Genomic DNA, 12,729 nt, shown 5'->3' with positions numbered 1-12,729 from the left:
CCGAAACCTAAAATTAAGTTTCAGCTAAAGCCAATTCTTATTGAATTTCGTATTTTGGCCAAAAAAATAACCTATGAAACAAACTATCGGATTTCTCTTCTTTTTTATGTCCATCATTCTTTCTGCACAAAGCCTTACTCTTTCTGATAAAGAGCTGAAAAAGAAACTGGATTCTATCAAAACTGAAGGAAATCTACTCTACTCTTACGAAAATGCGTCATGGCATGCAGGAGATCTTGTAGGCAGCAATAAAAGGCTTGCTGAAAATACCGGAAGCTATATCACATACCAGAAAAATGACACCATCAAAACTTCCTTTCTTAATAAAGCCGGTAATATGGTGATCGCAGAACTTTCTTTCAAAAATAACCAAGCAAAACCGGTGAAAGAAAATTTTAAAGAAAGGGTAATTAATGAAACTGAAAACACATTAAAAAATATCCGTTCTACTATTATTCCGCAGTTATCCGATCCAAAATATGCGGTAACAGTACCACAAGGCTATAGTCTTAATATGATTATTATCCCGTTTAATGAGAACTATAAAGTATATTTAATACCAGGTACCTCACAATCCGGAGTCATTCCTTTCGGAAATGATTATCTTTTTGTTTCTGATAAAAAAGGGAATATTCTTTCCCATAAAAAATTCCATTCAAGACTTATTCCAACCTCTACAGTATTGGAAAATGGAGGAACAGTAACCATGTCTACTCACAGCCATTTGGTAACCAATCCTTTTATTTCAGCAACGGACATTTGTACTTTTAAACTCTATGCACCGCTTACCACGCTGGAAGAATTTTCTGTTTTGTCAACAGCTTTAGGAACTTATATTAAATACAATTATAAAAAAGACAATATTGAGGTGGTTAAGAATCCTTAATTATAAAAGCAATTATATTATCAATAGGATCGGGCTTTAGCCCGATATAAAAAATATGAATACATTTGGCTTTAGCCGAAACCTAAAATTAAGTTTTGGCTAAAGCCATTTGAATGGATAATTATTGATAAACGGGCTCCCTTCGACTACGCTCAGGATAATAGCCCGTTTTCCTATTGAATGAGTTCAAAAACAAAATAAAAGGGAGCTGTTTTAACTTTAAAAACAACTCCCTTATTTATTGTAAAATGATATTACTCAGCAATCACTCTTACCATTCCTTTCACCTGTACAAGCTTTTCCATCAGCTCTTCTCTGGAATCTGCAAGAACGTTGATGTGCCCCATCTTTCTTCCCGGTTTGGTTTCTGTTTTTCCATATAGGTGGATGTAAGTTTCAGGAAGCTTAAGAACATCATCCATTCCTTCATACACTACTTTTCCGGAATATCCTTCTGCTCCTACCAGGTTCAGCATTCCGCTGTAAGTGATAGCATCGGTATCTGCTAAAGGTAAGTTTTTCACCACACGATACATCTGCTCAAATTGCGAGTTGGTATTTCCTTCCTGACTCTGGTGACCTGAATTGTGAAGTCTTGGAGCAGTTTCATTCACCCATATTTTTCCTTCTTTATCAAGGAATAATTCGATGGCAAATAATCCCGGAGAGTTTACTGCAGCTAAGAATTTCTCAGTAATAGAATCAATCTGGTTCTGAACATCTTCCGTCAGAAGAACCGGACAAACATTGAAATCTAAAAGATTCAGCTTTGGATCAGCCACCATTTCCGTTACCGGGAAAATATTGGTTTCTCCTTTTTCATTTCTTGCGACGATAACAGAAAGTTCTTTTTCAATGTCTACAAGACTTTCAATCACAGAAGCCTCTGTCCATAATTGCTGATAGTCTTCTTCCGTTTTGATCACCTGTACTCCTTTTCCATCGTAGCCTCCTGTATTCATTTTCTGAACAAACGGCAATGGCATGATGATTTTCTCATCATTGTTCCATACCACCTGAAATTCCGGGCTCGGAATATCATGAGCTTTATAAAATTCTTTCTGAAGGATTTTTTGCTGAATTGTTTTGATGATATTGGCATTGGGAACCACTTTTATTCCCTGTTTTTCAAGTTCTGCCAGTGCATCAGCATTTACGTGTTCTATTTCAATGGTTACAACATCTTTATCTTTTCCGAAGTTTAAAACCGTTTCATAGTCATTGAAATTTCCCTGCGTAAAATACGAGATATTATGACATGGTGCATCAGAAGCCGGATCCAGAGTATAAAACTCATCATCATACTTCAGTGCACTTTGTATCAACATTCTTCCCAGCTGTCCGCCTCCCAGAATTCCTATTTTCATTTTTTATTTTTATTAGATTTACTCTTATTGAATTTTATCAATTTTTAAATAGCCTAGCCCCATTGGGTTCTCCTGATTTTCTTCATCAGACTTTTGAAGAATGATCGCATATTTTTCTTTCATATAAGAAGGAAGGATATCACTTACATTGAAAATATCATCAATATCCACTCCATGCTTATCATCAATATGACTTACTGCCCCTTCAAACCCCATGGTCTGATAGAATTCGGTAGCTTTTGCTCTTTTCACAATCTCTCCCATAGACTGTCCTACCATTAAGTGCTGCTCATGAAACTCTTCAAAGAAACCAGGCTTATAACCTCCTAGATTCAGAAAAAACAACTGGTTTTCTGATGTTTTCTCCCCTTTTTCTACAATTTCCACCTTGTACCCGTCTGCAAATCTCACTTCCTGGTAACAATCCAGGTGAATTTTTCCTTCTGCTTCCTTCCAAAATTCTTTCATATCAGGAATCAGATCTTTCAGATTCTCCGCTATTCCGAAGAAAACATCGTGCTGCTCAATATTTCTGCCTTTGGGTGTTGCCCCGAGGATGACATAAAATAATTTCAATTCATTTTTCATGCATACAAAAATACGTTAAATTTATCTTTTTCAAATGTTTGGCAGACTACTACAATAATTTTATATTTGTAGTATTATTTGTAGTATGTCAGAAATCATCATACTCTTCCTTGGCGCAATTTCCGCGGGTCTTTTAGGTTCACTTACGGGTTTAGGAGGGGGAGTTATCATCATTCCTTTATTAACGCTAGGTTTTGGCGTTCCAATGCATTATGCTATCGGTGCTTCGCTCATCTCTGTGATCGGAACCTCTTCCGGTGCGGCTGTAGCTTTCGTAAAAGAAGGTTTTACGAATATGAGAATCGGGATGTTTCTCGAAATAGCCACCACCGCAGGAGCTATTGTGGGCGCTCTGGTGTCAGGAATGCTTAACCCCAATACAATTGGAATTATTTTCGCAAGTATCCTTCTTTTAACGGTTATTTTAAACCTTAAAGGAAAACCGGATCACCAGGAACCTTTGGTGAAAGGAAGTCTTGAAGAGAAGCTGAAACTGTACGGAACATTCCCTGATAAAGGAGTTTTGAAAAGCTATTCTGCAAGAAATACCATTCCTGGATTTTTGATGATGATGTTTGCAGGAGCAATGTCCGGACTTTTAGGAATAGGTTCGGGAGCATTGAAGGTATTGGCGATGGACAATATGATGAAGCTTCCTTTCAAAGTATCTACCACTACCAGTAATTTCATGATCGGAGTAACAGCAGTAGCCAGTGCCCTGATCTATTTCCAGAGAGGTGAGATTATTCCTGTCATTGTAGCACCGGTATTGATTGGTGTTGTCATCGGAAGTTTTATAGGTTCAAAAACGCTAATGGTATCAAAGACCAAAAAATTAAAAGTATTTTTTGCTATTGTGATTACCATTCTTTCAATTTACATGATGTATAACGGTATCAACAAAAGCTTCAGATAATGAAAAAGAATTTTACAGATGTAGATCTGAACCGTTCGGTAGGAAATCTTCTGAGACTGGGTGTTATTCTGTCTGTGGCTACATCATTGATTGGTTTTATCAAGTTATTTTTTGAAGGTTTTAAAATGCCCGAAAAATATACCAGTCTTGTGGTAGGTACTTCTTCTGAAAAGGTCTGGGGACATTTCTGGGACTCTTTATGTAAAGGAGAAGGTACGGCTATTATTCAGCTGGGTATTCTTTTGCTGATCTTCACACCTCTGATGAGAATTGTTTTCGCATTAATAGGCTATTTAAAAGAAAAAGACTACGTATATGTAGTCATTTCTTCTATTGTTTTAGCAATTATGGCGGTGAGTTTCTTTGCAGGTTACGCCCACTAATTTTTACATTTCATAGAACTCTAAAGGCAGCTGGTCGGGATCCTGGGTAAAGAAAAATTCTTTTCCGGTGAATTCATCTATGCGGATTTCTTCACAGATTAATCCTTTTTCTACCAGTTCATTTCGTTTTTCAGTCACATTCTCCACTGAGAAAGCAAGATGTCTTAAGCCACATGCTTCAGGACGTGACGGACGTTGTGGCGGATCAGGAAAAGAAAATAGTTCTATCACATAATGCTCCCCGATTGCCAGATCAAGTTTATATGACTGTCTTTCTTCACGGTATACTTCGCGGATGATATTCAGTTCTAAAATTTCTGTATAAAATTTCTTTGAAACAGCATAATCTGAACAGATGATGGCGATATGATGGATTTTCATTTTTTTAATTTTAATCTACTTCTTAATTCTACTATTGTATTTCTTTACAGTTATCTTTTCTTCTTGTGTCAATAATATACTGTATTTTCCATTCATTATTCTGCTTCACCAATTGAAAACTATTAGCTCCGCAATGGGATAATTTTCCCTTTACATAAAAAGAATAAGGGGTAAACACGCTTGCCAGATTTCCATCCGTATGAATGGCTTCTACTATAATTCTTTCTTCCAGGTCTCCCTTTGGAAACTTAGAAACTGAAGTAACAAAATCATGTATACTATCACTTTTTACAGTACCGTCTTTTGTGATGGTTTGAAGCACTGCATTCTCCGCAAAAGCTGACTTTACCAATTCCGGATCTGCATTTTTCATACCAAGAAACAGATTACGGATAGGTTTTTCAATATCCTGATTCTGTTGACCGAAAACTGAAATACTGACAAGCAGAAGAATACCGGCAATTTTTTTCATATGATGAATTTTAAGAAATAAAAATAGATAAAATAAAATTTAAATTGATTAACAAATTTTAAAATTCATTTTCCTTAAATTGTAACCCAATTATTTCAGAGCTTTTATATGTGGATTATTTACCTGACTCTGGCCATACTTCTTCTGGTCATGACTATATTACCAAAAATACAGCATTCTCACTGGATATTCAGAGTTCCGGAATTTGCTAAAATACAGGTTACTTATCTTATCTTTTTCACTTTTATATTAGGCTTTTTTACAGATTCTAAGGAATATTTATGGTATTATCAGGGCGTTCTCCTTGTTTTGTTTGTTCATCATAGCCATACGCTTATCAAGTACACCCGTTTCTACCCTGTAAAGAAGCACAGACAGCGCCACAAATCTTCTGATAATCTGCATTTTATTTCTGCCAATGTTTATCAGTTCAATAAAGAGTATGAGAAATTTATTGGTCTTGTTAAAAAGCATAATCCTGATTTTTTCATGACTATGGAAAGTAATGGTGACTGGGAAAAGGCCATGAGATCTTTAGAAAAAGAATATGGTTATCAGCATAAGGTAACTCTTGAAAATACCTACGGCATGCATTTTTATTCCAGAATTGAAATCAAAGAAGCAAAGACTCATTATTTTGTGGCTGATGATATTCCGAGTATTGAGATCCACATGAAAACAGCTGATGGTTTTTCTTTTGTTTTCTTTGGGGTACACCCGCCCCCGCCGAGTCCTACAGAAGAAGAAACCTCAAAGGAAAGAGACGGCGATCTTCTAAGCACAGCCAAATGTGTGAAAGACATCAAAAAACCTGTTATAGTGGTAGGAGACTTCAATAATGTTGCATGGTCGAGATCATCTGTACTTTTCAGAAAAACGAGTCATCTTATAGATCCCAGAATCGGGCATTCTTTTGTTTCTACCTTTCATGCGAAATACCGTCTTTTAAGGTTTCCTATTGATCTGATGTTTCACAGTGAAGATATTTTTATTAAACAGCTGAAGACTTTGAAAAATTTTGGTTCAGACCATCTTCCGGTATACTGCGAATTTTTTATAGATCATCACAATGATGAACAGGAAGAGCTTATAGAAACAGCAACTGCTGAAGAAAAAGCAGAGGCTGAAATCATGATAGAGGAAGGAAAGAAAGAAGATGGAGACCGGGAAGCTGTTGTTACTGAGGATTAAAAAAGTGGGCTAAAGCCCACTCCTATTGAATATTTATTCTTATTTAAAATTTCATTATATCCTTCACTACTCCATTCTTTTGAGTGTGTTGTAATAATTCAGCTTCAATAAAGGCTTTGATCTGTTCGTCAGAACCATTATTTGGAAACAGAAGGTGAACATTAGCTCCTGCATCCAGGGTAAAGAATAAAGGAAGTCCTGTTTCGGTTCTGAAATCCCAGATTTTATTGATGACTTCCAATGTTCCTGTTTTCATCAGGATAAAAGCAGGATCACTCATCATCATCATTGCATGTAATGTAAGTGCTTCGTGTTCTACCAGTTTGATAAAACGTTCCATGTCTCCGTTTTTCAGGATCTCTTTCATTGGGACAAAGTTTTCCCTCGCTTCCTGGAATCTTCTTTCTGCATAAGGATTGGTATTCATCAAACCATGTCCTACCGTTGAAGAAACACTTTTCTGGCCTTCATGAATCAGTAAAACCCAGTCATTAAAATTTTTGAAAACTTCATGAATTTCGGTATCTGGATACTGTACTCCGAACAAGTCTGAGCTTCCTGCTACCTCATCAGTTTTTCCCCATACAACAAGACCATTATATAAGCTTCGGCATGCACTTCCACTTCCTAGTCTTGCTAAAAATGAAGCTTTTCTCAAAGATTCTTCTTCGGAAGTTTTTTCTGTAAAGGAAGCATCCAATGCCATCAGACATTTTGCAATAGCTCCAAATCCTGAAGCTGAGCTGGCAATACCGGAACTGTGTGGAAATGTATTCTCTGTTCTGATAATATATTTCCCTTTTAAAATCCACGGAAGATACTGCTCTATATTTCTGAAATATTTTTCAATTTTCTCGGCAAACTTCACTTCTTCATTTCCAGCCAGGAAAGTCTGCACTGAAAAAGATTCATTTGCAGTAAACTCCATTGAAGTATTGGTTTTACAATGGTTTAAAGTATAGCTGATACTAGGGTTTGCAGGAATCTGATCAGCATATTTCCCCCAGTATTTAATCAGGGCAATATTAGACGGACAGCTTTCTGAAACCGTTTGGGTATGAATGGTGAAATTTTCTTTTCCTATAAAATCTTGTGTCGTCATAGTTTAATTTAAGTCATTATTTTGAATCACCCCTGTCAAAAATTCTTTGAATTTTCGCTGCCTCTCCAAGGAAGGGGAATTTTCACATCTTCAGTTGTAATTGATGCGAAAACAGGAGGTCAAAAAATTTTTAGTACATCTTCTCTATAATATCTGCATATTTTTTGATCACTACATTTCTTTTGACTTTCAGTGTAGGAGTGATTTCTCCTGTATTGATGTCAAATTCTGCCGGCATTAAAGTGAATTTCTTCACTTTTTCATAGTCTGCAAGATGATCCTGTAATTCTTTTATTTTCTCTTTATAAAGATGAACTATCTTTTCATTTTTTACAGCCTCTTCCCAATTGGTAAAAGGAATATTATTTTTTTTGATATAATCCTGTAAAAATTCAAAATTAGGAACAATCAATGCTGAAACAAACTGTCTTCCTTCCGCAATCAGCATGATCTGCTGGATAAAATTATTGTTAGTTAAAAGGTTTTCAATCTGTTGCGGAGCAATGTATTTTCCGTTGGAAGTTTTCATCAGGTCTTTGATTCTGTCCGTAATAATCAGGTTTCCTTTCTCATCAAACTTTCCGGCATCACCCGTTTTGAACCATCCGTCTTCTGTGAATACTTTCTCGGTTTCTTCAGGTTTTTTATAGTACCCTTTCATGATTCCGTTCCCTCTGGCCTGGATTTCGTCATTTTCTCCGATACGCATTTCTACTCCCGGAAGTGGTTTTCCACTCGTACCATGTTCAAAGTGAGTGAGAGGGAAAAGCGTCAATGTTGCAGTAGTTTCCGTTAATCCATATCCAACAGTCACGTGAATTCCCACTGACTCAAAGAAACGGGTAACCTCTGGCGACAATGAAGCTCCACCACAAGGTAAGAACCAAAGTCTGCCACCCATTTTTTCTTTTATTTTACTGAAAACCAATCTATCTGCTATAGCTTCTTTGAATTTTAATCCAAAAGGAATGGGTTGTTCATTTCTTCTTAATTCGGCAGTTTCCCATCCGGTTTTAAGCGCCCAGTCAAAGATCTTTTTCTTCAAGGATGAACCTTCTTCTGCTTTTTCCAAAACGCCTGCATATACTTTCTGGAAAAATCTCGGTACGGCACACATGGCGGTAGGTTTTACTTCTTCCAGTGCTTTGGCAACATTTTTCGGATCTTCAAGGAAATACACACGGGCACCACCGTATAAACAAAGTAAACTCCAGCTTCTTTCAAAAACATGGCTTAAAGGTAAGAATGCTAATGAAAGTTCTTCTTCAAAGTTTTTAAACTTAAAAAATTCAAAGTGTGAATCGAATGCTTTGATAAAATTCCCATGGGTAAGCATTACTCCTTTTGGGATTCCGGTAGTTCCGGAAGTATAGATTAATGTAGCGGTATCATCATTTTCTTTCTTACAGATCTCCAGCTCGGGTGAAGCTTTTGCGATGAAATCTTCAAGATAAAAACTGTTGAATTCTTTTTTGATCCAAACCGCTTTTTTGGAAACAATAATCGTTTCCAGGTTATTTTCTTCTTTATGTAAAAACTCAAGACAGGCATCGTACTGCATCTGATTTCCTACTAAAACGGCTTTAGCACCGGAATCGTTGATGATATGTTCTGCCTGCTCAGCATTGTTGGTAGAATAAATAGGTACTGTGACAGCACCGATAGCCATTGAAGCCAGATCCATGATCATCCATTCTGATGAATTGTCTGAATAAATAGCGACTCTGTCATTCTCCTGAACTCCGGATTCTTTTAAAGCATTAGCTGTTTTAAAAATAATTTCACTGAATTTTTTCCAGCTCAGCTCTTTCCAGGCTGCATCTTTCTTTTTAAATCCGATGGCCGCTTTTATAGGATGTTTTTCTACATTTTTAAGGATAATTGCCTCTGCAAGATTCATTTCTTCAGCTTTTTGTCGTTAATATAATTGTTCAGGTGAAAGTCTATACTTTCTTTTACGGGAATAAACTGATAGTTCAGTTTTTCTTTGACTTTGTGATTGGAAATGGTGTTGAATGAAGAGATGGCCTCAATATTTGATTTGGTGACCATTTTCAGTTTGGGAATCAGCCATCCGAAAAGGGTGTTGGCTACTCTTCCGATATTGAGTACAGATTGTGAAAGAATTCTTGCATCTTTAAGCCCCAATCGGGTTCTTACCTGTTTGGCAAGGTCTGCATATCTGTTATTTTCAGCAACAATAATAAAACGTTCTCCGAAAAGGTTATTTTCCATTAATCCGATAGCCGTATTGGCAACGTCTCTTACGTCAACGTAGGCAGAGCCTCCTGAAAAAGTAAAGCTATTGTCTTCAAAGGTTGAGAAAAGCTCACCGCTGCTTTGATTCCAGTTTCCGCTTCCTACAATCATTCCAGGATTGATAATCACCACATTCAGACCTTCTGCTGACGCTCTCCATGCTTCCATTTCTGATAAATGCTTAGAAATGGCGTATGCAGAATGTTCAAGTTTTGGATTAAAGTCAGAATCTTCGTCCAGTTCTCCTTTTTCATTGAAATTATCAAGAACGGCAACAGAACTTACATGGAGGAATTTTTTAACGTCTGATCCTTCGCAGGCAAACAATAGATTTTCTGTACCCTTGATATTGGTATGGTACATTTCTTTTTCATCTTTGGGATGAAAGCTTACTTTTGCAGCACAGTGATACACCTCATCTACACCTTGCAGTGCAGTTTTTAAAGAATCGAGATCATCAAAATCTACGTTAATCCATTCAATTTTATTGAAAAAATCATCAGGATTCTCCGTATAAAAGCTGTATGAATGCTTTACTTCGTTTAAATTGCTGCCCGGTCGTTTGGAAGCACGTACATTTTTCCCTCTTTTAAGAAGTTCCAGTACAATTATTCTTCCCAGAATTCCGGTAGCACCCGTTACAAAAATCATTAATTATTTTACTTGATTGCTGACTAAAATATAACAATATTTTCTATCCGGCAATTCTTCCGGATCGGTAAAAATTCTTTAGAAAAACCGTTTTTGCAAATTTGCGATTTTTAAAGCATAATTCAACTTAATTTAACCAATATTATCATTCTGAATACAACAAACCGAAAAATTATAACTCCACCAGATTATCTAACATAAAAATCCTGAAAGAATTGACAACTTTCAGGACTTTTTATATTTAAAAATGCTTAATTGTTTAAGCCATTACTTCATTATTTCTTCTTGGAGCTTTGTCGCAAAGAACGTCTGCAATACTCTTCGAAATAAGGTTTCCTTCTGTAAGATTATCCAGCCAGAAGAATTCTCCGGCAGCATTGATCTCGATAAAATAATATTCGTCTTCAGGGGAAACAATCATATCTATAGCTCCATAATCCACATTATAAGTATCAAGCAATTCAAGCAATTTTGCTTCTACATCTGCCGGAAGTTCTGTTCTGTTCCATTTATCAATCAGATTAATTCCGTCTTTTCTCCAGTCTACTTTAGCATCTTCAGACTGTTGGGAATCTATTTCGAATGCGTAAACGTCTCTTCCCACAATGGTAATACGAAGTTCTTTTTTCTTCTGAATCATCTGCTGAAACTGCATAGGACAATACAACAATGAATCCAGCTCTTCCAGTTTATCTTCGCCAACAACGTTTGTAAACACTACATTTTCTACTCCATCTTCATAAATAGCAAAACCGGTCTGCATTTTAGCCACCACATTTTGATGTTTTACAATAAATTTCCTTGCTTCATCCGGATTGTTGGTAAGACAGGTTGCCGGAATGGTCAGCCCTAATTTATCTGCAATTTTCAATTGTTCTTCCTTACTGTCGAGTCTTCTGTAAATACTTGGTTTTCCTAAAGAATAAGCATCCACAGATTCAAAGAAACCAAAAAGGGTATTTCTGATTTCTCCCATAGCCGCACCGTAAAATTTAGAGTCCATTTCTTCTTTTAATCCTTTTCCGATATTGTAGGCTCTTCTGTACCAGATGGCTGAAATATCGTCCAAACGATGTTTTGCTTCAGGCGTTTCCAGATAACTTACCCATTCTCCATCCTGGAAAATAGTAGATAATTTGTTTTGTAATGGATAAACGTCTACATCGAAGCGAATGACTTCACAATTATTTTTTTCAATGTATTCTGTTACTTTTTCAATGGAAAAGTTATCTGCGGTATGGGTAATTATTAAAATTTTATTCATGGAAATTAATTCTTTTGATAAGGTTGTCGGCAATTCTTTCTGCAATAGGAAATCCCAGCTCTTTCTGAAGCATTCCCCACTCTCCCTGAGGATTGACTTCAAGGAAGTAATAAATACTGTCTCTTCCCTTAATCATATCGATCGCTCCTATATAAAGTCCCATTTCTTTCATCATGGAAGTGAGATTGACTTTCACAGCATCAGGTAATTCGTATGCTTCCCAGAAATACCCTTCGCGGGCTACTCTCCAGTCCGCATTTTCACTGTTATTGATTTTTCCTGTGAAAAACTCACCGTCTACATACACGATTCGTAATTCATATTCTTTGTCAATATAGGGTTGAAAAATCATCGGACAGTAAGCGATATCTGAAAGGTGTTCCAAAGATTCTTCCTCAATGACTGTAGTGGAAATCATGTTTTCCCCTGACATTGTTTTGGCGATAACTCCGTGAAGCTTCGCAATGGCTTTTCCCTGGCAGTATTGATAGAAAAATGTCGTTATTTTTTCTTCATCATTGGAAAAAATGGTTTTGGGAATGGTTAAGTTATTTCTTTGTGCTATTTTCAGCTGAAATATCTTATTTCCATCTATTTTTTTTTCATTTTCATAAGGGTTGATCCAGGGAATATGTTCTAAAGCAGTCATCAGATTATACCTCAGGCTTCCATATTCGTTGAGAAAGATTTTTTCATAATCCTGATCCAGTTCTTCGGGAGCACTGATCCTCCAGGCTTTTCTGTGCCATACGCCTTTTATAGTGTCAGAATGGATCGTATTTCCCAATTCATCCGTCAGTTCAAATGAATCCTCATGAATACTGATTTTCTGAAGGTGATTCAGACGATCGGAATTCAATCTGAAATAAGGAATATTTTGGGAGTTCAGGTATTCGAAAAAGAGATCAATATTATAAAAATCCTGTGAATGGGTGATGCAGAGAATCATTTGCCGGTTTTATTAAAAAGGGAAACTTACTATTTAAGTTTCCCCTACTATTTTATTTAAAATTCGTTCTGATCTTACAGTGGAAGAGTGATTGTATCATCATCACCGTCAGAAGGATATTTCAGCGTGTGCATCATATCATCTTTTGGAGAAGTTACCGTATCTATTGTCGGTTTTGTGATCAAATCTCTTTCAGCAAGTGTGATGTCACTTCCTCCTTTTACCGTTTCCGGATCTTTAACCTGTTTTTCTAAGAATGATGCGAAAAACGGCTTCTTCTTTGAGTTGTTGCTTTTCATAATGTTTTAGTTTTGGTTTGA

14 protein-coding genes are annotated in these 12,729 nt (G+C 36.5%); 4 read left to right on the top strand and 10 right to left on the bottom strand.

Translation table 11 applies throughout. The features are described 5' to 3' along the window. Window positions 1-73 precede the first annotated feature (73 nt). Window positions 74-886 carry a hypothetical protein gene (locus tag ACMA47_RS07965; RefSeq protein ID WP_413929369.1) on the top strand — a complete coding sequence of 271 codons (813 nt, stop codon included), beginning with the start codon at window positions 74-76 and terminating at the stop codon, window positions 884-886. Between the two features lie 254 nt (window positions 887-1,140). Here ACMA47_RS07965 and ACMA47_RS07960 read toward each other — a convergent pair whose 3' ends face one another. Next, a complete protein-coding gene (locus ACMA47_RS07960; protein ID WP_413929368.1) occupies window positions 1,141-2,253 on the bottom strand; it encodes a 5-(carboxyamino)imidazole ribonucleotide synthase in 1,113 nt (370 codons plus the stop codon). A 24-nt stretch (window positions 2,254-2,277) separates the two neighbouring features. Further along, complete coding sequence (locus ACMA47_RS07955; protein WP_413929367.1) at window positions 2,278-2,841, bottom strand: DUF1543 domain-containing protein; 564 nt, start codon at window positions 2,839-2,841, stop codon at window positions 2,278-2,280. 85 nt (window positions 2,842-2,926) lie between these two features. Between ACMA47_RS07955 and ACMA47_RS07950 the strand changes: the two genes are divergently transcribed. Next, on the top strand, window positions 2,927-3,757 hold the full coding sequence (locus ACMA47_RS07950) for a sulfite exporter TauE/SafE family protein (protein WP_034699871.1): 831 nt from the start codon (window positions 2,927-2,929) through the stop codon (window positions 3,755-3,757). Then, window positions 3,757-4,140 (top strand): DUF1634 domain-containing protein, encoded by a 384-nt coding sequence (locus ACMA47_RS07945; RefSeq protein WP_034699869.1) that lies wholly within the window; start codon window positions 3,757-3,759, stop codon window positions 4,138-4,140. Before ACMA47_RS07950 ends, ACMA47_RS07945 begins: the two co-directional genes overlap by 1 nt. A 3-nt stretch (window positions 4,141-4,143) precedes the next feature. Here the strand turns inward: ACMA47_RS07945 and ACMA47_RS07940 are convergent, their stop codons facing one another. Together ACMA47_RS07940 and ACMA47_RS07935 are read right to left on the bottom strand one after the other, a co-directional pair. After that, window positions 4,144-4,521 (bottom strand): VOC family protein, encoded by a 378-nt coding sequence (locus ACMA47_RS07940; RefSeq protein WP_034699868.1) that lies wholly within the window; start codon window positions 4,519-4,521, stop codon window positions 4,144-4,146. Between the two features lie 31 nt (window positions 4,522-4,552). Further along, a complete protein-coding gene (locus ACMA47_RS07935) occupies window positions 4,553-4,993 on the bottom strand; it encodes a nuclear transport factor 2 family protein (protein WP_413929366.1) in 441 nt (146 codons plus the stop codon). 108 nt (window positions 4,994-5,101) lie between these two features. Here ACMA47_RS07935 and ACMA47_RS07930 point away from each other — a divergent pair, with 108 nt between their 5' ends. After that, window positions 5,102-6,184 (top strand): endonuclease/exonuclease/phosphatase family protein, encoded by a 1,083-nt coding sequence (locus ACMA47_RS07930; protein ID WP_413929365.1) that lies wholly within the window; start codon window positions 5,102-5,104, stop codon window positions 6,182-6,184. A gap of 43 nt (window positions 6,185-6,227) precedes the next feature. On the opposite strand, the gene ACMA47_RS07925 is transcribed toward ACMA47_RS07930, so the two are convergent. The 6 genes from ACMA47_RS07925 to ACMA47_RS07900 all read right to left on the bottom strand — a co-directional run bounded on the left by ACMA47_RS07925 (window position 6,228) and on the right by ACMA47_RS07900 (window position 12,708). After that, window positions 6,228-7,286, bottom strand: a complete 1,059-nt coding sequence (locus tag ACMA47_RS07925; protein WP_413929364.1) for a diphosphomevalonate/mevalonate 3,5-bisphosphate decarboxylase family protein — start codon at window positions 7,284-7,286, stop codon at window positions 6,228-6,230. Between the two features lie 130 nt (window positions 7,287-7,416). Beyond that, window positions 7,417-9,186, bottom strand: coding sequence for an AMP-dependent synthetase/ligase (locus tag ACMA47_RS07920; protein ID WP_413929363.1), 1,770 nt, complete (start codon window positions 9,184-9,186; stop codon window positions 7,417-7,419). Continuing rightward, a complete protein-coding gene (locus ACMA47_RS07915; RefSeq protein WP_413929362.1) occupies window positions 9,183-10,196 on the bottom strand; it encodes an NAD-dependent epimerase/dehydratase family protein in 1,014 nt (337 codons plus the stop codon). The genes ACMA47_RS07920 and ACMA47_RS07915 overlap by 4 nt, the downstream gene beginning before the upstream one ends. A gap of 259 nt (window positions 10,197-10,455) precedes the next feature. After that, on the bottom strand, window positions 10,456-11,460 hold the full coding sequence (locus ACMA47_RS07910; protein WP_413929361.1) for an MvdD family ATP-grasp ribosomal peptide maturase: 1,005 nt from the start codon (window positions 11,458-11,460) through the stop codon (window positions 10,456-10,458). Further along, complete coding sequence (locus ACMA47_RS07905; protein ID WP_413929360.1) at window positions 11,453-12,409, bottom strand: MvdC family ATP-grasp ribosomal peptide maturase; 957 nt, start codon at window positions 12,407-12,409, stop codon at window positions 11,453-11,455. The genes ACMA47_RS07910 and ACMA47_RS07905 overlap by 8 nt, the downstream gene beginning before the upstream one ends. Before the next feature lie 74 nt (window positions 12,410-12,483). Next, window positions 12,484-12,708 (bottom strand): microviridin/marinostatin family tricyclic proteinase inhibitor, encoded by a 225-nt coding sequence (locus ACMA47_RS07900; RefSeq protein ID WP_034699858.1) that lies wholly within the window; start codon window positions 12,706-12,708, stop codon window positions 12,484-12,486. Window positions 12,709-12,729: the final 21 nt, after the last annotated feature.

The organism is Chryseobacterium sp. T20 (genome assembly GCF_047345655.1).
In the GTDB taxonomy this organism is placed as follows: Bacteria; Bacteroidota; Bacteroidia; order Flavobacteriales; family Weeksellaceae; genus Chryseobacterium.
This window is presented reverse-complemented; position numbering and strand designations above follow the sequence as displayed.